The organism is Pseudomonas syringae group sp. 26L6, from assembly GCF_032587815.1.
Lineage (GTDB): Bacteria > Pseudomonadota > Gammaproteobacteria > Pseudomonadales > Pseudomonadaceae > Aquipseudomonas > Aquipseudomonas amygdali.
The window spans coordinates 349,372-368,024 of record NZ_JAWHPJ010000053.1; the positions used below are offsets into that span (position 1 = coordinate 349,372).

The window sequence follows — 18,653 nt, forward strand, 5'->3', positions numbered from 1 at the left end:
TATCCTCCTGCAGAATCAATGGCCCGGTGGGGCGTGTTGAATCGATGATGTCCCGGTTTGCAGAGAAAGGCTACCCATTCCCTGTTCATTGCCAGGGCGGATTCGTTGCAGGATGTCTTGAGCGTTGCTGAACTGACGCGCCTGAGGGACAGGCGCGCGGGCAGGGGGCTACGTGCCGGGGTGGCTTACTTTTTCGGCTTTACAGTGCAATCCGACGCCTGAAAGGTCTGGGTCGCAACCGGGCGGTTGGTCTTGTACTCGGTGAACTGATACTTGAGGACGGCTCCCTTGGTCATCAACTGGCGGAAACCGTTGTTGTGGCAAACGCTGTTGCCCAACTGGTTGCGCATCACGTCCGGGTTGGCGCGCATTTGCTGGGCCTGACCTTCGCGTACGCTCAAATGGTTGATCAATTCGTTGCCACTGACGGTATAGCCCTGATCGAGGATGTCTTCGTTGATCGCTCTTGGCGTGCCGACACTGCTTTCCTTAGCGACTTTTTCCAGCATCTTGCTGAGTTCGAACTCCTGTTTCGACGCCGCCTGGGCGCATAGCGGAGCAACGAGCAAAAGCGTAAGGGTGGGTACGATAAGGCGCAGCATTAAACTCTCCTGGTTAAGTGGCTGGCCGTTGGACCAGCGACTTCAAAGTGCGTTCCGGGCAGCCCGCCGATAACGCGGGTTGCAATGGCGCAGCAGTATAGAGCAGGAGTCTTCATCGGGCCTAGGGGCTGTACCCGTTTCAACACGGTCTCTCTGACACGGGAACAGCCCGAGGACCGAAAGCGGGTTGAAGTGCCGGTGCTCTGATAAACTGCGCGGACTTTAATCCTGCCGAGTCTTTGTGGTGTCGATGTATTCCCCCCGCAGGCGTGTCCTGTAATGAGTCATGCCGTTTCCCGTCTGCGCGACGAGCGTCTGGCCCGCAGTACCAAGCCCTTTATTGCTCGCGGCTCGCGCGCGCCGCGCTGTCCGGATTGCCGGGTTATCTCCAGTTATTGCCTGTGCGCGTGGCGACCTGCCGTGACTGCCGAGTCAGGCATGTGCCTGCTGATGTACGACACCGAGCCTTTGAAGCCGACCAACACCGGCTGGCTGATCGCCGATGTCATCAAGGACACCCACGCCTTCGGCTGGTCGCGAATAGATGTCGACGAGCAATTGCTCGCCTTGCTGGACGATCCGCAGTGGCAGCCGTATATCGTTTTTCCCGGTGAATTCGTTGCCGAGGAGCGTGTGGTCAATAAGGTGTCGCGCATGGATGGCAAGCGCCCACTGTTCATTCTGCTGGATGCCACCTGGACCGAGGCGCGCAAGATGTTCCGCAAAAGCCCGTATCTGGAAAGGTTTCCGGTGTTGACGCTGGAGCCCGAGCAGATCTCGCGTTACCGTTTGCGCCGATCAAGGCGAGACGATCACTTCTGTACTGCCGAAGTCGCCGCGCTTTGTCTGGAGCTGGCCGGGGATACCTGCGCCAGTGGTGTACTGGATGCTTATCTGGATGTGTTCAGCGCTCATTATCTGGGTGCCAAGTACCTCAAGCCGATAGACCCCGACGACGCGGCCCACACTCATTTGAAGGCTTTTATTTGAAGGCTTTCTATCACGCAGTGTTGCGGATCTGCCCTGTATGGGCTAATTGCCATCCATGTTCTCGGGCAATGACGCTTCGCGCTTGACCGTCATGGTCTTGCTGGGCATGCTTGGCGCCGCCTGGAAGCCGATTCATCTTGTCTGGTGTGGCTCCGACGCTCTTTTCGGGTTGTCGCGATGCGCATTCGCCAGTCTTGCTGGGTGGCCGATTCTGTCGGCCCTCACTATAAAAACAGGATCACTACATGACCTACGACATCCTGATCGCTGATGATCATCCCCTGTTTCGCAGTGCGCTGCATCAGGCGCTGAGCATTGGCCTGGGGCCTGAAGCGCGGCTCGTCGAGGCAGAAAGCATTGCCCAGCTTGAATCCCGTCTGGGAGAGAAGGCTGATTGGGATCTGGTTCTGCTGGACCTGAACATGCCAGGGGCTTATGGCTTCTCCGGGCTGGTCCTGTTGCGCGGCCAATATCCGCAGATACCGGTGGTGATGGTTTCGGCTCAGGAAGAGGCGTCGATAGTGGTGCGTTCCAGAGAGTTTGGTGCCAGCGGGTTCATTCCTAAATCCAGCCCCCTTGAAGTCATTCAGCAGGCGGTGCGCACCGTGCTCGATGGCGACGTCTGGTGGCCGCCGCAGGTCAATGAAGTGATCAGTGTTTCGGATGAAGCGAAGGCTGCAAGCGCTGGCCTTGCCAGCCTCACGCCCCAGCAGTTTCGAGTATTGACAATGGTCTGTGAGGGGCTGCTGAACAAGCAGATTGCCTCAGAACTCAGCGTCTCCGAAGCCACTATCAAGGCGCACGTCACGGCGATTTTCCGCAAGCTTGGCGTACGCACGCGAACTCAGGCAGCGTTGTTGTTACAGCAGCTTGAGTCCATCTCGTCCAGTTAACGGTGTTCAGGTTGCGAGCATTCACGCTTTTTTGACCTTTAGTGCCTTAGCTTTCCTCATCTTTTTTACACAGCAGCCTCTCTATGTCGCCCTTCAAAGGCCAAACCGGTCTAAAACGTATCCTCAATGCCGCAGGCTATTCTCTGGACGGTCTGTCAGCTGCTTTCAAAGGCGAAGCCGCTTTCCGCCAGCTGGTACTGCTTAACGTGGTGTTGGTCCCGCTATCGTTTTTCCTGCACGTCAGCAAGGCCGAGCATGCCTTGCTGGTCGCCGTTTGCCTGCTGGCCCTGATTGTAGAATTGCTCAACTCAGCTGTAGAGGCTGCCATCGACCGAATCTCTCTGGACCTGCACCCGTTGTCCAAGAACGCCAAGGACATGGGCAGCGCTGCCCAGTTCATCGCCTTGAGCATGATCGCTCTGGTGTGGGGCATTGTGCTGCTGGGTTAGGGCTTGTTCAATACAGGCTTGGCAGCACGATCTCGTCGCTGCGCTTCACTCCGGCGGTGAACGCGCGGCACAGTTCGAGGAATTCGCGCATGGCTGACGTCTGATATTTCTGTTTGTGCCAGATGAAATAGAACTGACGCGCCAGATCCAGCTCAGGTGTGGCCAGTTCCACCAGATTGCCGCGACGAAACGAGTCGCGTAGCGCCAGTCTGGAAATGCAGCCAATGCCCAGTCCGGATTCCACTGCCCGCTTGATGGCTTCGGTGTGTTCCAGCTCCAGTCGGACATTCAGCCCGTTGCGGTGGTGACGCATGGCCTGATCGAACGTCAAACGCGTGCCTGAACCTTGTTCTCGCAGGATCCAGGCTTCATGGGTCAGTTCTTCCAGCGTTACATGGGCGCGTTTGGCCAGTGGATGCTGTGGAGCACAGAACACCACAAGTTCGTCTTCGACCCAGGACTGCACTTCGATGTCCGGGTGGCTGCAATCGCCTTCGATCAAGCCCAGATCAATCTCGTAGTGGGCAACCTGTTGCACGATATGCGCGGTGTTCTGGACGTGCAGTTTGACCTGGCTTTCCGGGTGACGCTGCATGTAGCCGCCGATCAGCAAGGTCGCCAGATAATTGCCAATCGTCAGTGTGGCCCCGACTGCCAGCGAGCCAAAGCCTGATTTACCGTTCAGCAGGTCTTCGATTTCCTTTGCCTGATCCAGCAGAGCGACGGCCTGCGGCAGTAATTGCCTGCCCGTGGCGTTAAGGCTTAGCCGCTTGCCGGCGCGGTCAAACAGCTGGCAGCTCGATTGGCGCTCCAGCTCGGTGATGGAGGTGCTGGCAGCCGACTGCGAAAGCGAAAGCAGTACGGCTGCTTTGGAGACGCTTTCCTGTCGGGCGACGGCAACGAACACTTGGAGCTGACGAAGAGTAAATCGCATATCTATATAACCGATAACCTATATCTTGATAATTCATTTAACAGATATTGTGTCTGCCACTAGAATGTCGCGCAATAGCGCAGTGCTTCTGCGCGCACTATTTTTTCAGGAGTCTTCACGTACATGAGCAACATGAACCACGAGCGTGTCCTCAGCGTCCACCATTGGAACGACACCCTCTTCAGTTTCAAGTGCACCCGCGACCCTGGTTTGCGTTTCGAGAACGGTCAGTTCGTCATGATCGGTCTGCAGCAGCCAAACGGTCGTCCGCTCATGCGCGCCTACTCGATTGCCAGCCCGAACTGGGAAGAGCATCTGGAATTTTTCAGCATCAAGGTGCCGGACGGTCCGCTGACCTCGCAGTTGCAGCACCTCAAGGAAGGCGATGAAATCATCATCAGCAAAAAGCCTACGGGTACGCTGGTGCTGGACGACCTCAAACCGGGCAAACATCTTTACCTGTTGAGCACGGGTACTGGCCTGGCGCCGTTCATGAGCGTGATTCAGGACCCTGAAACCTACGAGCGTTTCGAGAAAGTCATCCTGTGCCACGGCGTGCGTTACGTGAACGAAGTCGCCTATCGTGAATTCATCACCGAGCATCTGCCGCAGAACGAGTTTTTCGGTGAAGCGCTGCGTGACAAGCTGATCTACTACCCGACTGTCACCCGCGAGCCGTTCGAGAACGAAGGTCGCCTGACCGATCTGATGCGCAGTGGCAAACTGTTCAGCGATATCGGCTTGCCACCGATCAACCCACAGGACGACCGCGCCATGTTGTGCGGTAGCCCGAGCATGCTCGACGAGACCAGCGAAGTGCTCAACAGCTTTGGTCTGACCGTTTCGCCACGCATGCGTGAGCCCGGCGACTATCTGATCGAGCGTGCATTCGTCGAGAAGTAAGTTGGCCTTACAAAACCCGCCTCGTCCCTGAAGGGATCAGGCGGGTTTTTATTGCTCGGGATTTGTCGCTGGCATCCCTTCAGGCCAGCAGGACTTCAAGCACGCAAATCACACCGGCCTGCGGGTAGTGCCAGCGTACGTCCAGATCCCAGAATTGAGCGCCGTAGCGGCGTTCCGGCGTCGGTAGCTGATAGGCCGGGCGCGGGTCTTGGGCCAGGCATTGCTCGATCAGCTCGACCAGCGGCTCACTCAGGCGTAGTGCGTGTTCGCGAGCCTGCCGCAGGGCGGCGTCCTGCCACTGCACCGGTATCAGGGCCGGCGCAGCGCTGGCGATGTGGTTGGTCGCCTCGGCGATTGCATCGGCGTAGGGTACGTAGGGCTTGATGTCCAGCACTGGTGTGCCATCCAGCAGGTCGATGCCGGACAGCCACAGGCGACCGGCTTCGACTTTGTCCAGCCTGACCACCGACTGGCCGATGCCATTGGGGCGATGCGTCGCGCGCGTGGCAAATACTCCCATCGACTGGTTGCCGCCCAGACGCGGAGGGCGAACCTTCAGGCGCGGCTTGTCTTCCAGCGCCATATGGAATAGAAACAGCAGCCAGACATGACTGACCTCTTCCAGCCCTTGAACAGCCTCACCCTGATCGAAAGGCGCCACCAGCTCCAGCACTCCACGTGCTGCCGGGGCCAGCTGTGGCTGGCGGGGGATGGCGAATTTCTCCTTGAAACAGGAGCGTACGAAGCCGACAGGGGAGACGTTGTAACTCATGGTGCCGACCGGTTCAGCCACGCACGCGCAGGGTCAGACCCTTGAGGAAATTGCGTAGCAGTTGATCGCCACAGGCGCGGTAGTTGGTGTGTCCGACCTTGCGGAACAGTGCGCTCAGCTCTGGCTTGGAAACCGGAAATTCTGCGGATTTCAGGATGGCATGCATGTCGTCTTCTTTCAGTTCGAAGGCCACGCGCAGTTTCTTCAGAACAATGTTGTTGGTAATCGGCAGATCAATCGGCTGCGGCGGACGGCTTTCGTCCTTGCCACGTTTGAAGTAGACCAGGCCATCGAGAAAATGCGCCATGATTTCATCGCTGCAATCCAGATAGCCCTCTTCTTCCTCTTTCTTCATGAAAGCGATGACATCGCTTTTGGACACTTCAAAACCGGTCAGACCGATGATTTCGACAACCTTGCTGTCGCTGATATCGAGCATGTAGCGCACGCTGCGCAGTACGTCGTTGTTCATCATGAGGCGTGTTTCCTGATAAGTCGTATGGCGGCGCATGACGGTGATCATGCGCGCGGTAATAAGGTCGGGTGCCGAGGGAGTTAAAACTTTTCCTTGGTCGTCATGTAGCGCCACTGGCCTTCGGGCAGTTTGCCCATGGACACGCCGCCGATGCGGATGCGACGAATGGCGACGATCTTCAGGCCAACGGCTTCACACAACAGGGCAATGATGCCGGGCTGCGGGTTTTTCATTGCAAAGCGCAGGCGGTTCTCGTTCTGCCAGCTGGCCTTTACGGCGGGCAGTTCCTTGCCTTTGTAGGTCAGGCCGTGATTCAGCCGGTTCAGGCCATGAGCAACCATTTCGCCCGAGATTTCCACCACGTATTCCTGCTCGATCTTGCTGCGGTCATCGGTGAGCTTGCGCAGGATTTTCCAGTCCTGGCTGAACACCATCAAGCCGCTGGCATTGGCTTGCAGGCTTGAAATCGCCTCAAGGCGCATGAAGTGGCCCTTGAGCGGACGCTTGCTGTAGCTGTGCTCGACCGAGAGCGTGCCCGGCGTGATCATCTGCAAAGCCTCTTCGGCGCTTGCCGAGGCAGGTTTGTGCAGGATTATCGTGACTGGTTCAGGGGAGTCGGCCTTGGCATCCGGGCTGAGCTCGATTTTCTGGGTGCTGACCTTGAAGTGCGGCTCTTCGATGACCACGCCGTCCACAGTAACCCAGCCACCCTCGATAAACAGTTCGGCCTCCCGGCGGGAGCAACCGACCAGCTCGATAAGGCGTTTGGAAAGGCGAATGGGGTCTGTCATGAAGAAAAGCCGTTTACTGATGAGAAAGGCGCCATTGTAACCGCCTCACGCTGGTTAATCGCGGCAACATTGCATTTGCGCTGTAATCGATGTCAGTTACGACGGGTCAGGCGCATTCTGAGCATCGGATAAGGCTGACCCAAGCCGTCGACTTCAGAACGGCTGACAACGTCGAAACCATGCCGGAGGTAAAACCCCAGTGCCTGAGTGTTCTGCTCGTTGACGTCCAGTTCACGGATGTCGAAGTGCTCGATTGCGTGGGTCAGCAGCTGCGTGCCCAGCTTTTTCCCGCGATGGTTCGGGTCGATGAACAGAATATCCAGTCGGTTTTTGTTCACGCCCGCGAAGCCCGTGATGTTGAGCTGCTCGTCCCGGGTGCAGAACAGCGTCACGCTGTCCAGATACTGTGTCAGCAACCCCTTGAGCCTGATGATGTAGGCGTCCGGTAGAAAGTCATGGGTGGCGCGCACCGAGCGCTCCCACACCTCGCTCATCTCCGGGTAATCGTTGGTGTCCGGGGTATATAACCGCATCTCGCGTTCTCCTTTCGGCCAGTCTTGCATAGACAACGGCCAGAGACGAAAAAGCCCTGCCGGTTCAAGGGCAGGGCTTTCGGTTACGGCAAGGGGCTGTGCTTACAGCATCTCGGCCCACAGGTCGTATTCGTCAGCATCGGTAACGCGGCACATGATCTTGTCGCCGGGCTGAACGGTGCTGCCCTCTTCCAGACCGATGAACACGTTGCCGTCGATTTCCGGAGCATCGAAAAAGCAGCGGCCTACGGCGCCACGATCATCGACTTCGTCGATCAGTACTTCGATTTCCTTGCCGATCTTCATTTGCAGGCGCGCAGCGCTGATTGCCTGTTGATGAGCCATGAAGCGATCCCAGCGGTCCTGCTTGACGTCATCCGGCACGATGGCCGCATCCAGCAGATTGGCAGGAGCACCTTCAACCGGCGAATACTGGAAGCAGCCGACGCGGTCCAGTTGGGCTTCCGTCAGCCAGTCCAGCAGGTACTGGAAGTCTTCTTCGGTCTCACCGGGAAAGCCGACGATGAATGTCGAGCGGATAATCAGATCAGGACACTGCTCGCGCCAGTTCTTGATGCGTGCCAGTGTCTTGTCTTCAAAGGCTGGCCGCTTCATCAGCTTGAGGATTTTCGGGCTGGCGTGCTGGAACGGGATGTCCAGGTACGGCAGGATCTTGCCGGCCGCCATCAGCGGAATCAGTTCGTCGACGTGCGGGTACGGGTAAACGTAATGCAGGCGAACCCAGACGCCCATCGAACCCAGCGCCTGACACAGCTCTGTCATGCGGGTCTTGACCGGCTGGCCGTCCCAGAACCCGGTGCGGTATTTGACGTCAACGCCATAGGCGCTGGTGTCCTGGGAAATAACCAGCAGCTCCTTCACGCCGGATTTGACCAAACGCTTGGCCTCATCCAGTACATCGCCAACCGGACGGCTGACCAGCTTGCCGCGCATCGACGGGATGATGCAGAAGCTGCAGCTATGGTTGCAGCCTTCGGAAATTTTCAGATACGCGTAGTGGCGCGGGGTCAGCTTGACGCCTTGCGGTGGCACCAGGTCGATCAGCGGATTGTGGTCCTTGCGGGGCGGCACGACATCGTGCACTGCGTTGACCACTTGTTCGTACTGCTGCGGGCCGGTCACCGACAGCACGCTGGGGTGCACATCGCGAATGACATTTGCGTCAACGCCCATGCAGCCGGTCACGATGACCTTGCCGTTTTCCTTGATTGCTTCGCCGATCACTTCCAGCGACTCGGCCTTGGCGGTGTCGATGAAGCCGCAGGTATTGACCACGACCACGTCGGCATCCTCGTAGGTCGCAACGACTTCGTAACCTTCCATGCGCAGCTGGGTCAGGATGCGTTCGGAATCAACGAGTGCCTTCGGGCAACCCAGTGAAACGAATCCGACCTTTGGGGCGGACGGCGTGGTGACGGTGGACATGGCAAACCTCGGCGTGAAGGGCACCCGAACGCGAAGCGCAGGCGCTGACTGGGCGCTTGCTGCGCCTCTGATCAAAAAGTGCGCAATTCTAGCGGTGAGCGGGCGCGATGACCAGCGTTTGGATGAGAATTGCGACGTATGTCAGGCGAGGGGAGGATTTATGCTCAAAGAGCGCTTGGCTGTTGCGCGAGCCTGCATACTTTGTCTGCGCAATTGTCAGGTCCGGGGGGGGGGGGGGGGGGGGGGGGGGGGGGGGAGGCGCATTGGTTGAGACCTTCAGGATATGCAGGACGTATCTGGCTATGCTCTCGGCCGCGAGTGGAAGTCGTATTTGCCTGAAGGCTGTTCCGTTTCATCAGATGCGCACTGATGAAACGGGAGCCATCGCCATAAGGATCTAGCCTCGGGCCGATTGACCTGTCAACCCCGCGGCTCGTGCATCGGGCACCCATTGTGGTGACTGCGAAAGCCCGCCGAGTGTTCGTAGGCAGGTTTGCGCACTCGCATCACTCCGCCCAGCGGACGGTGCGCCTCAAGACCATGCCATGGGCTGAATGACATGCCTTCATCGATTTCCTGAATGCTTTGCTCTGACCACGAGGATTGGCGGGGGACATCGATTCGAGCGACTGCCACGTAGGGGCTCAGGTCTTCCGGCCAGATCGCCGACGCATCCTCTACCGGCATCTTCTCCAGGTCCGTGGCCAGCTGGATACGAACCTCCCAGCTGGCATCGTTTTCGAGGAAAAACGCTTTGACTGCCTCACGCAGGCCATCCGGCTTGTCTTTCAGGTCCACAGCCTTGTCGGTCAGCGCCATCAACTCTGCGGAAATGGGGACTACGCTCAGCTTGGCGTAGTAGGGCCCGTACAGAAAAGGTACGACGGTGTAGAACGTCTCGCCGAGAATATGAGTCATCGGGTGCCCGCCGAGACTTCTCAGTGTGCCACTCTCGCCCCCGGCAGACTCGATAGCGGACTCGATACCGCGAAGGACTGCAGACAGTGCCTTCTTCATGCCCGGTGCTTTGTCAGTTGTTTTGGCCAATAACTTCAAGGTTTTCAAAAAAGCCTTGGGGTCCCTGGCAGTAAAGGCCTTGGCGTTCTGCATGACGAAATCCTGGGTCGATGCGTCGGCGCTGCCGGGCAAGCGCGTGTCTTCGATACCCACAAGTTTGATCGCCAGCCCCCTGGGCGTTGAGACCTTGTCGTCAAGAATATCCCCCGGGTTGGTCGAGAACCGCATGAACAGCGGGAAATTTCCAGGTTTCGCAAACGCGCCTTGAGCCAGCGGCTCGGGCAGCTCGTCATAGACCTGAATCTGCCCGCGAAGTAACCCGTGTGCCTTGGCATGCACACTGCGAATGGCGTGCCCGGTGTCTTGCAACGTGGTTTCAAGAATGGAATGCATGGCTTCCACCAGCTCTTTGCTGGTTTGCGGCTCATCGTCGGGGACGACTTCAAATGAGGGCTGGAAGCGTAATGGCTGAACAGTCAGATTTCTTGTTGTCATCAGGGCATCTCGGTCAGAGGAATCAGGGTGCCCGGGCGTCGATGCGGTTCTTGATGACCTTTCAGGCGGCAGGCTTAAGTAATGACCGGCCGGTATTTGCGTCGTTCAATGATAAATATCTCCCCCGTAAACTGCCTGAAAGACGGGGCGCGCTGGCCTGATCATTTTCGCCGTTTGCGTTTCACCAAGAATTACAACGAGTGCTGCGTTATGCTTCGCGCCATCGCGCCGAGGCATGTCAATGTCTGGCTGAATCTGAATTGTTACGCGTTGTGATGTTCTCAGTGTTGAACCTCATGTCTGGTTTCCGGGAGTAGTGGATGAGTCAAACAAACAGTCATGGGGAGGCCGCAGGCACTGCCAAGCCTATCGGGTTGCTGATCGCGGCAGTGGGGGTGGTTTATGGCGATATCGGAACAAGCCCGCTGTACACCCTCAAGGAAGTGTTTCAGGGTGGTTACGGCGTGGAAGTCACGCATGACGCGATACTCGGAGTGTTGTCACTGATCTTCTGGTCGCTGATCTGGGTTGTTTCGTTCAAGTACATGGCGTTTGTTCTGCGTGCTGACAACCAGGGCGAGGGCGGCATCATGGCGTTGATGGCGCTGGCGCGTCGAGCATCGGCCAAACACCCCAAACTGCAAATGATGATGGTGGTGTTCGGGTTGTTCGGTGCTGCGCTGTTCTACGGTGACAGCATGATTACCCCGGCAGTCTCGGTATTGTCGGCGATGGAAGGGCTGGAACTGGCCTTCGATGGCCTCGATCACTGGATCGTGCCCATGGCGCTGATCGTGCTGGTGGGGCTGTTTCTGATTCAGCGCCACGGCACGGCACGCATCGGCGTGCTGTTCGGCCCGGTGATGGTGACCTGGTTTCTGGTGCTCGGCGCGCTGGGCGTTTACGGCATCATGCAGTCGCCGGAAGTGCTCAAAGCGGTCAATCCGGCCTGGGGTGTGAATTTCTTCATCATTCATCCGGGCATTGGTGTGGCCATTCTGGGTGCTGTGGTGCTCGCCCTGACGGGGGCCGAGGCGCTGTATGCCGACATGGGTCACTTTGGCCGCAAGCCGATTTCACGTGCCTGGTTCATCCTCGTGCTGCCTGCGTTGCTGCTCAACTATTTCGGTCAGGGTGCGCTGGTGCTGGGCAATCCTGAAACGGTTCGTAACCCGTTCTACCTGCTGGCGCCGGGCTGGGCGCTGCTGCCACTGATCGGCCTGTCGACGATGGCGACCATCATTGCCTCGCAAGCGGTGATCTCCGGCGCGTTCTCGATGACGCTGCAGGCGATCCAGCTGGGCTACATTCCGCGCATGCATATCCAGCACACCTCCAGTGATGCGCAGGGCCAGATCTACATCGGTGCCGTCAACTGGGCGCTGATGGCGGGTGTCATTCTGCTGGTGATCGGCTTCGAATCGTCTGGCGCGCTCGCATCTGCGTACGGCGTGGCAGTGACCGGGACCATGCTCTGCACCACCATTCTGGTGTCGACGGTGATGCTGATGCTCTGGAAATGGCCGCCGTTGCTGGCTGTTCCGTTGCTGATCTGCCTGCTGCTGGTGGATGGCCTGTTCTTTGCGGCCAACGTACCGAAGATCTTCCAGGGCGGTGCCTTCCCGGTTCTGGCAGGTGCAGTGCTGTTCATCCTCATGACCACCTGGAAGCGCGGTAAGCAACTATTGGCGGAGCGGATTGACGAGGGCGGGCTGCCGTTGCCGATCTTCATCGGCAGTATTCGCGTTCAGCCGCCGCATCGCGTGCAGGGCACGGCGGTGTTCCTGACCGCACGTTCGGATGCCGTACCTCATGCGCTACTGCATAACATGCTGCACAACCAGGTACTGCACGAGCAAGTGGTGTTGCTGACTGTGGTGTACGAGGACTCACCGCGTGTGCCTGCCGCTCAGCGTGTTGAAGTGGAGTCCTATGGCGAAGGCTTTTACCGGGTGATCCTGCACTTCGGTTTCATCGATGAGCCCGATGTGCCTGCTGCGCTGGCCTTGTGTGATCTGCCGGAGCTGGATTTCAGCCCGATGCGCACCACTTACTTCCTTAGCCGCGAAACGGTGATCCCGTCCAAGATGGATGGCATGGCGCGCTGGCGTGAGGCGCTGTTCGCGTTCATGCTCAAGAATGCCAACGGCAACCTGCGCTTCTTCAAGCTGCCGTTCAATCGGGTGATCGAGCTGGGTACGCAAGTAGAGATGTAAGCGTTCGCTGGCAAGGCTGGCAGCGTGGATAAAAAAATCCCGGCGGCCTCACGGTGCCGGGATTTTTTATGCCGTTCAGATTTCTATCTGGCGGCGCTTACTGAGCGGTAGCCTTGCCCTGACGCTTGTTGATGGCGTCGATCAGGCGCTTGGCCAGTGCCGGATAGTCTTCATCGAAGTGGTGACCGCCAGGCAACTGAACGGCCTCGCCGACTGCGGTAGTGTCGGTGCAACCGCTGTCTTTCTTCTCTTCGACACCATAAACACAGAACACCTTGGCGGCTGGCAGCTTGGCCATCTCCTGTCCGGTGGTGGCTTCCTTGCCTGCGTTGCCGAGCCAGCCGTCGACGTGAATCTCGAAGCTGCCAGTACGGGCGAAGGCCAGCAGAATGATCGCGTCGACCCGATTCTGATCATCCGCAGCCAGGCGGTTGTAGATCGCGGGCATCACGTCCGCGCCGAACGAGTAGCCAGCCAGGATGAAGCGCTTGGTGCCCCATTTCTGACGGTAGTGGTTCATCAGGTCGGTAAGGTCGACAGCGGTCTGCTCTGGTGTCTTGTGCTCCCAGTAGTAGCGCAACACGTCGATGCCCACCACCGGATAGCCCATCTTGGCCATGTCGCCTGCCACGACCTTGTCCAGATCGCGCCAGCCGCCGTCACCGGACATGAACAGCGTCACGGTATCGGAAGGCTGGCTGGCCGGAACTTCGACGACCGGGATGCCCAGGCCGCCACTGTCGTTTTCACCGAGTAACAGGTGGCGCAGCTCGGTGTTGAGCACCTGAGGCAGCGGAATGTCGTAGTCGCTGATGCTGGTGTCGGCATTGGTCTGGTCACGCACGAACGCTGCACTCGGATCATCCGGGGCGTCGTTCCAGGCGGCCAGCCAGTGTCCGTGCGGAGCTTTTTGCGGCAGCGGCACGTCGCAGATCTGCGGCGGTTTCTCGTCTTCCTCCAGAACAGGCGGCGGATTCGAAACATGCTCCAGCGCAAACCCGACGGAAATGGCCTGCGCCTTGTCGTCGGTCTGCTCGGCCAGCCAGCGCCACGCCAGAGTCGCGCCAGGGCCTATGCCACCGACAACCTTCGCGGGGCCGTCAAGCTTCGCCAGGGCTTCCTGAAAGGTTTTCTGTTGCAGGACGCAGTCGTCCTTGGGCAATACCACCTGAATGATGCGTGCCGAAGCGTCCTTGCTGATCGCCAGCAACTGCTTGTCGGTGAGCATTTCTTCAGCGGTGACGGCCAGCGCAATGCGGGTCTTGATGCTGGTGGCCGGTGTCACGCTGGTCAGTGGCGCGCCACCGTCAAGGTTCAAGTGTTCCAGCGATGCGGGCGGGGCAGGGCGGTTCCAGATCCATATTCCCAGTGCTACGACTAAAAGAACAATTACCAGAGCTGCAAGCAAAAGGCGCCAGGAGCGTCGAATCATCAGCGTTTCACCAATCCAGTCAGGCCGCCCGCAATCAGGGCGGCGGTGTCAGCCAGTGCCACGAGCGGATCAAGTCCGGCAGGCACGGCCATATAACGAGGTTCCCAGTCGGGCTGGAACTTGTCCTTGAAGCGACGCAGCCCCTGGAAGTTGTACAGTTGCTCGCCACGACGAAAGATCATCGAACCCAGGCGCTGAGTGATCGGCGCGCCACGTCGTGGCTGCAGCCCCGACAAAGGCACCATTCCCAGGCTGAATCGCGCATAACCCTGGGCTTTATAATGCAGAATCAGGCCGACCATCATGAATTCCATGGTCAGCTTGGGGGCGTCCGGGTGAGAGCGCATCAGGTCCAGACTGGCCAGTTCCGGGCTGGTGGTTTCCAGCAGGTTGGAAAACGCGACCGGTTTGCCCTGGAAGTGCACGATGGCAATACGGAAATACTTGAGGTACTCAGTGCTGAAGCGGCCCAGCGAGAAGCCTTTTTCGCGGACATTCTTGCCGGTTAGCCAGGCATCGGAAATCACTTTCAGCTCATCGATAGGCGCTTGGCCCGGCTCGTAGATTTCCAGCGAAAGCCCATCGCGGCCACCTCGGTTCCAGGTGTAACGCAGGTCTTTCATTTCCTTGCCTTTGGCGTCGATATCGAAGCGTCGCAGATCAACGCGCGCTTCCTCGCCCAGCTTGATGGCGGTCAGGCCGATGTCCATGTAGAACGGCAGGTTTTCCGCGCGCACCTGGTAGAACACCGGGCGAGCATGGTGCACGTCGCACAGGTCGCGGAACTGCCAGATCAGCTCGGCACGCTGCTGGGTCGGGCCAATCGGGTCGTAAAGCGCTACCAGACTGCGGCCGCGATGCGAGTACATCAGGAACGCATTGCCAGCCGGATGGAACAGGATCGCCTTATCGCCGGTCAGCACCAGACCGCCGTCCGGCTGTTTGGATGCCTTGAGGATCTCGGCTGCCTTGTCCAGATCTGCCGCGTCGGGCAGTTTGATGACTGGTCTGGCAGTACGCAGCAACCAGGTCAGCGAAACCACCACCAGCAGCACTGCGCTGCCCAGTGCCGAACGCAGGCCGCGTGGGGCATCTGCATCCAGTGTGAACTGCCACCACAACTGGTGACTGTAGGGCACGTCCTGATAGGCGAACAGCAGCAGCCAGATCGAGGCACCGACGACGCAAATACTGGCAATCAGGTAGACCGGTGAAAACGGCAGTTCCAGCAGGCGGCTTGGGCGGTAGAACGAACGGCGGAACGTGAGCAGCAGGCAGGCGGTCAGCAGCAGCATGCTGGCCTCTTCCCAGTCGAAGCCCTTGAGTATCGACAGCACTGCACCGACCAGCAGCAAAATAGAGGTCAGCATCCAGGCCGCAGACAGCCGACGACGCAGGCCCTGGGCAAGCAGCAGGCACAGCACGCCCACAAGACTTGCTCCGAAGTGCGACGCGTCGATCAGCCGATGCGGGATCATGAAGCCGACGTTTTCCAGTCGGGTATCGATTTCAGGGGTGGCACCAGAGAAGAGCAGCACCACCCCCGACAAGAAAACCAGTAGGGCCAGAATCGGTGCCGCCAGCCCCGAGGCAACGCGCATGGCTTGCTTGGTCGGCAGCAGGCGCTGGGCTTCGGTAAACAGCAGGGTAAGGCAGGCCAGCAGCAGCGGCAGGATCACGTAGATCAAGCGGTAAAGTAGCAGCGCGGCGGCTAGCGGGGCGGCACCCAGTTCGTTGGCAAAGGCTGCGAGCAGAATGGCCTCGAACACGCCGACGCCGCCAGGCACATGGCTAAGTACGCCAGCAGCGAGCGCCAGCAGATAAATAAGGATGAACGCACCGAGAGGCGGCGCGTGCGGCAGCAGCAGGTACAACACCATCGCCGCAGCAGCGACGTCCAGCGCGGTAATCACCAGCTGGATCAGCGTCAGCTTCAAGTCTGGAAGGCGCAAGGTACGACGACCGAGGCGAACCAGAATATTGTGCGGAATGTCCTGTTCCGGCAGGCGGCGACGGTAGACGAACACCGCAAGCAGCAGGCTGCCAATCAACACTGCTGTGGCGACTACAGCCAGCACGTCGACGGGAAGCTTGAGTGCCAGTGACGCGCCTGACAGGTTGCTCAGCGTGGCCAGTGCCGCCAGTGGCGGCAACGCACAGCCTAGCGAAAGGCTGGCGAATACGGTCATGCGGGCGATTTCGATTGCCCCCACGCCATAGCGTGAGTACAGGCGATAGCGTACCGATCCGCCGGACAGCATCGACAGGCCGACCGCATTGCCGATGGCAAACGAGGTGAAGCCGCCGAGAAGCAGCGTCTTGATGGGCAGATCGACATTGGCATAGCGACTGGCGGACAGTTCATAGCCCATCAGGATGATATAGCCGACGATTGCCGCGAGCAGCGCACCGCCCAGAGCGGGCAGGGGCACTGCGAACAGTGAGTCGTGCAGCGCATACCAGTCCATTTCGACCAGCATGTGGCGGCAGGCAATAAGGGCCAGGCTGAACAACAGCAGCATCACCGCCAGCCCGATAGGCTGCCGGTATTTGCTTAGCAGTTCACGCCAGTTCTGGCGTGGCGGGCTGCCGGGTTGTTCTGCATCAACGGTTTCATTGGAATCGGACATGTTGTCGCGCATCAATCACTCCTTGGATCGTGCGCGACAGGATGGAGGTATGCAGCCAAGTTACCAATCCCTACGCAGAAAATATTTCAGGATGTTAGCGCGTCAACGTCTAACGAGCGAATAGCGAATCCGGCCAGGCGATGCTGTTCAGCCGAGGTTCAGTCGTGATTCAGCTTAGTAACACCTATCGGCAGCGCATGCAAAAACTGTCGTCAATGAAAGCATTACGTTACAGATGTGATGATAGGGTTTCAAAGGGCTTGGAAAATAGTCTTTTTTCTCAGGCAGTTAGCGGTCGCCTGAAATGTTTTTTCACCGGAAACAAAAAAGGCCACTCTTTCGAGTAGCCTTTCTTGATGTTTGGTTGCGGGAGCCGGATTTGAACCGACGACCTTCGGGTTATGAGCCCGACGAGCTACCAGACTGCTCCATCCCGCGTCTGTGTGGCGGCATTCTACAGCCGAACGCTGAAGTGTCAACCCTTAATCTTGAAAGCAGGCAAATGAGTAGCAGATTGTGCACCTTTGCCAATGATGCTGCCTTTTTTGCGCCTCAATGTGAAAGCGCTGATCAGGCTGCAATGAAGGGGTGTCAGTGGCAGGGCATGAGAAGGTACTTTTAACGCAGGCACAAAAAAGGCCACTCTTTCGAGTAGCCTTTTTTGATGTTTGGTTGCGGGAGCCGGATTTGAACCGACGACCTTCGGGTTATGAGCCCGACGAGCTACCAGACTGCTCCATCCCGCGTCTGTGTGGCGGCATTCTACAGAGAGATGGCGGGGTGTCAATGGTTAGTTTTAAAAAAGTGCTTTTTCTTCAATTGGTTAGCGCCGCCGCTTATGAGTTTTTTCGGCTCTGACGCCTGTATGGCGGGGCTCCGCAGTTTTTTCGACCACGCGTCAGGGACTTTTCACTGCTTTTCACGGCGACCTTTCGCATCACTGGATGTTACTTGCCGGTACGAATGAGATACTGCTAAGCCATTGATTGCAAAATCCCATCAGGTCATGACGCAGCGCAAAATCATCCATATCGACTGTGACTGCTTTTATGCAGCCATTGAAATGCGTGACGAGCCCGAACTCGCTGGCAAGCCGCTGGCGGTGGGGGGCTCTGCAGAGCGGCGCGGGGTGATTGCGACCTGTAATTATGAGGCGCGCGCGTATGGGGTGCGTTCAGCCATGTCATCCCGGCATGCACTCAAGCTCTGCCCGGACCTGACCATCGTCAAGCCGCGCATGGAGGCTTATAAGGAGGCGTCACGGGAAATCCATACGATATTCCGGGATTACACCGACCTTATAGAGCCTTTGTCTCTGGATGAGGCGTTCCTCGACGTATCGGATGCCGGGCACTTTTCCGGCAGCGCCACGCGCATCGCCCAGGACATCCGGCGCCGGGTCTCGAATCAGCTGCATATCACCGTTTCGGCTGGCGTCGCGCCGAACAAATTTCTGGCCAAGATCGCCAGCGACTGGAAAAAGCCCAACGGTTTGTTCGTCATTACTCCGGATCAGGTCGAGGATTTCGTCGCCTCTTTGCCCGTTACCAAACTCCACGGCGTCGGGAAAGTCACTGCAGACAAGCTGGGGCGGCTGGGCATTGTCGACTGTGCCGACCTGCGAGGCCGCAGCAAGCTTGCGCTGGTCCGTGAGTTTGGCAGCTTCGGTGAGCGTCTCTGGAGTCTGGCGCACGGAATAGATGACCGTCCGGTGCAGAACGACAGTCGGCGTCAGTCAGTCAGCGTAGAAAATACCTACGACACTGATCTGCCTGATCTGGCTGCCTGCCTGGAAAAGCTGCCCGCGCTGCTGGAAACCCTCGGTAACCGGATGGCGAGAATGGAAGGGCAGTACCGGCCCGGCAAGCCCTTCGTCAAAGTGAAGTTTCACGACTTCACCCAGACGACTCTGGAGCAGTCCGGAGCCGGAAGGGATCTGGGCAGTTACGAGCAGTTGCTGGCGCAGGCGTTTGCCCGGGGTGCCAAGCCGGTTCGGCTTCTGGGTATAGGTGTGCGTCTGCACGACCTGCGCGCAGCTCATGAACAATTGGAGTTGTTCTCGCAATAATGAAATG

At 58.4% G+C, this 18,653-nt stretch carries 16 protein-coding genes and 2 tRNA genes; 6 read left to right on the forward strand and 12 right to left on the reverse strand.

All coding sequences use genetic code 11. From position 1 onward, the window contains the following. Window positions 1-185: 185 nt before the first annotated feature. Window positions 186-602, reverse strand: a complete 417-nt coding sequence (locus RYA97_RS21825) for a quorum-sensing-regulated virulence factor family protein (protein ID WP_002554685.1) — start codon at window positions 600-602, stop codon at window positions 186-188. 279 nt (window positions 603-881) lie between these two features. Between RYA97_RS21825 and RYA97_RS21830 the strand changes: the two genes are divergently transcribed. From RYA97_RS21830 to RYA97_RS21840, 3 genes are all read left to right on the forward strand, one after another. Then, complete coding sequence (locus RYA97_RS21830) at window positions 882-1,592, forward strand: tRNA-uridine aminocarboxypropyltransferase (protein ID WP_002554684.1); 711 nt, start codon at window positions 882-884, stop codon at window positions 1,590-1,592. Window positions 1,593-1,837: 245 nt separating this feature from the next. Beyond that, window positions 1,838-2,485: a response regulator transcription factor ErdR gene (gene erdR, locus RYA97_RS21835; RefSeq protein ID WP_002554683.1), complete on the forward strand. Its 648-nt coding sequence runs from the start codon at window positions 1,838-1,840 to the stop codon at window positions 2,483-2,485. Window positions 2,486-2,568: 83 nt separating this feature from the next. After that, entirely contained in the window at window positions 2,569-2,934 is a 366-nt protein-coding gene (locus RYA97_RS21840; protein ID WP_002554682.1) for a diacylglycerol kinase, read from the forward strand. A gap of 7 nt (window positions 2,935-2,941) precedes the next feature. Here RYA97_RS21840 and RYA97_RS21845 read toward each other — a convergent pair whose 3' ends face one another. Continuing rightward, entirely contained in the window at window positions 2,942-3,868 is a 927-nt protein-coding gene (locus RYA97_RS21845) for a LysR family transcriptional regulator (RefSeq protein ID WP_002554681.1), read from the reverse strand. 123 nt (window positions 3,869-3,991) lie between these two features. Between RYA97_RS21845 and fpr the strand changes: the two genes are divergently transcribed. Then, complete coding sequence (fpr, locus tag RYA97_RS21850) at window positions 3,992-4,771, forward strand: ferredoxin-NADP reductase (protein ID WP_002554680.1); 780 nt, start codon at window positions 3,992-3,994, stop codon at window positions 4,769-4,771. A 79-nt stretch (window positions 4,772-4,850) separates the two neighbouring features. Here fpr and tsaA read toward each other — a convergent pair whose 3' ends face one another. The 6 genes from tsaA to RYA97_RS21880 all read right to left on the reverse strand — a co-directional run bounded on the left by tsaA (window position 4,851) and on the right by RYA97_RS21880 (window position 10,300). Then, entirely contained in the window at window positions 4,851-5,543 is a 693-nt protein-coding gene (tsaA, locus tag RYA97_RS21855) for a tRNA (N6-threonylcarbamoyladenosine(37)-N6)-methyltransferase TrmO (RefSeq protein ID WP_044324680.1), read from the reverse strand. A 13-nt stretch (window positions 5,544-5,556) separates the two neighbouring features. Continuing rightward, window positions 5,557-6,018 (reverse strand): DUF1456 family protein, encoded by a 462-nt coding sequence (locus RYA97_RS21860; RefSeq protein ID WP_002554678.1) that lies wholly within the window; start codon window positions 6,016-6,018, stop codon window positions 5,557-5,559. Between the two features lie 80 nt (window positions 6,019-6,098). Next, window positions 6,099-6,809 (reverse strand): rRNA pseudouridine synthase, encoded by a 711-nt coding sequence (locus tag RYA97_RS21865; protein ID WP_002554677.1) that lies wholly within the window; start codon window positions 6,807-6,809, stop codon window positions 6,099-6,101. A 92-nt stretch (window positions 6,810-6,901) separates the two neighbouring features. After that, entirely contained in the window at window positions 6,902-7,342 is a 441-nt protein-coding gene (locus tag RYA97_RS21870; protein WP_002554676.1) for a GNAT family N-acetyltransferase, read from the reverse strand. Between the two features lie 102 nt (window positions 7,343-7,444). Beyond that, window positions 7,445-8,788, reverse strand: coding sequence for a 30S ribosomal protein S12 methylthiotransferase RimO (rimO, locus tag RYA97_RS21875; protein ID WP_002554675.1), 1,344 nt, complete (start codon window positions 8,786-8,788; stop codon window positions 7,445-7,447). A gap of 420 nt (window positions 8,789-9,208) precedes the next feature. Next, window positions 9,209-10,300 carry a catalase family protein gene (locus tag RYA97_RS21880; protein ID WP_316893063.1) on the reverse strand — a complete coding sequence of 364 codons (1,092 nt, stop codon included), beginning with the start codon at window positions 10,298-10,300 and terminating at the stop codon, window positions 9,209-9,211. A gap of 320 nt (window positions 10,301-10,620) precedes the next feature. Between RYA97_RS21880 and RYA97_RS21885 the strand changes: the two genes are divergently transcribed. Beyond that, entirely contained in the window at window positions 10,621-12,516 is a 1,896-nt protein-coding gene (locus tag RYA97_RS21885) for a potassium transporter Kup (RefSeq protein ID WP_005733333.1), read from the forward strand. 97 nt (window positions 12,517-12,613) lie between these two features. On the opposite strand, the gene RYA97_RS21890 is transcribed toward RYA97_RS21885, so the two are convergent. The 4 genes from RYA97_RS21890 to RYA97_RS21905 all read right to left on the reverse strand — a co-directional run bounded on the left by RYA97_RS21890 (window position 12,614) and on the right by RYA97_RS21905 (window position 17,324). Then, window positions 12,614-13,948 (reverse strand): virulence factor family protein, encoded by a 1,335-nt coding sequence (locus tag RYA97_RS21890; protein WP_002554672.1) that lies wholly within the window; start codon window positions 13,946-13,948, stop codon window positions 12,614-12,616. Next, window positions 13,948-16,590 carry a bifunctional lysylphosphatidylglycerol flippase/synthetase MprF gene (gene mprF / locus RYA97_RS21895; RefSeq protein ID WP_016981263.1) on the reverse strand — a complete coding sequence of 881 codons (2,643 nt, stop codon included), beginning with the start codon at window positions 16,588-16,590 and terminating at the stop codon, window positions 13,948-13,950. The genes RYA97_RS21890 and mprF overlap by 1 nt, the downstream gene beginning before the upstream one ends. A gap of 349 nt (window positions 16,591-16,939) precedes the next feature. Beyond that, a tRNA-Met gene (locus RYA97_RS21900) sits at window positions 16,940-17,016 on the reverse strand. 231 nt (window positions 17,017-17,247) lie between these two features. Beyond that, window positions 17,248-17,324: transfer RNA gene (locus tag RYA97_RS21905), tRNA-Met, on the reverse strand. 260 nt (window positions 17,325-17,584) lie between these two features. On the opposite strand from RYA97_RS21905, the gene dinB reads away from it, so the two are divergent. Beyond that, on the forward strand, window positions 17,585-18,646 hold the full coding sequence (gene dinB, locus RYA97_RS21910; RefSeq protein WP_002554670.1) for a DNA polymerase IV: 1,062 nt from the start codon (window positions 17,585-17,587) through the stop codon (window positions 18,644-18,646). Window positions 18,647-18,653: the final 7 nt, after the last annotated feature.

Coding starts and splice junctions, on each gene's coding strand:
- RYA97_RS21825 (WP_002554685.1), bottom strand. CDS start 602: ATGCTGCGCCTTATCGTACCCACCCTTACGCTTTTGCTCGTTGCTCCG.
- RYA97_RS21830 (WP_002554684.1), top strand. CDS start 882: ATGAGTCATGCCGTTTCCCGTCTGCGCGACGAGCGTCTGGCCCGCAGT.
- erdR (WP_002554683.1), top strand. CDS start 1,838: ATGACCTACGACATCCTGATCGCTGATGATCATCCCCTGTTTCGCAGT.
- RYA97_RS21840 (WP_002554682.1), top strand. CDS start 2,569: ATGTCGCCCTTCAAAGGCCAAACCGGTCTAAAACGTATCCTCAATGCC.
- RYA97_RS21845 (WP_002554681.1), bottom strand. CDS start 3,868: ATGCGATTTACTCTTCGTCAGCTCCAAGTGTTCGTTGCCGTCGCCCGA.
- fpr (WP_002554680.1), top strand. CDS start 3,992: ATGAGCAACATGAACCACGAGCGTGTCCTCAGCGTCCACCATTGGAAC.
- tsaA (WP_044324680.1), bottom strand. CDS start 5,543: ATGAGTTACAACGTCTCCCCTGTCGGCTTCGTACGCTCCTGTTTCAAG.
- RYA97_RS21860 (WP_002554678.1), bottom strand. CDS start 6,018: ATGATGAACAACGACGTACTGCGCAGCGTGCGCTACATGCTCGATATC.
- RYA97_RS21865 (WP_002554677.1), bottom strand. CDS start 6,809: ATGACAGACCCCATTCGCCTTTCCAAACGCCTTATCGAGCTGGTCGGT.
- RYA97_RS21870 (WP_002554676.1), bottom strand. CDS start 7,342: ATGCGGTTATATACCCCGGACACCAACGATTACCCGGAGATGAGCGAG.
- rimO (WP_002554675.1), bottom strand. CDS start 8,788: ATGTCCACCGTCACCACGCCGTCCGCCCCAAAGGTCGGATTCGTTTCA.
- RYA97_RS21880 (WP_316893063.1), bottom strand. CDS start 10,300: ATGACAACAAGAAATCTGACTGTTCAGCCATTACGCTTCCAGCCCTCA.
- RYA97_RS21885 (WP_005733333.1), top strand. CDS start 10,621: ATGAGTCAAACAAACAGTCATGGGGAGGCCGCAGGCACTGCCAAGCCT.
- RYA97_RS21890 (WP_002554672.1), bottom strand. CDS start 13,948: ATGATTCGACGCTCCTGGCGCCTTTTGCTTGCAGCTCTGGTAATTGTT.
- mprF (WP_016981263.1), bottom strand. CDS start 16,590: ATGCGCGACAACATGTCCGATTCCAATGAAACCGTTGATGCAGAACAA.
- dinB (WP_002554670.1), top strand. CDS start 17,585: ATGACGCAGCGCAAAATCATCCATATCGACTGTGACTGCTTTTATGCA.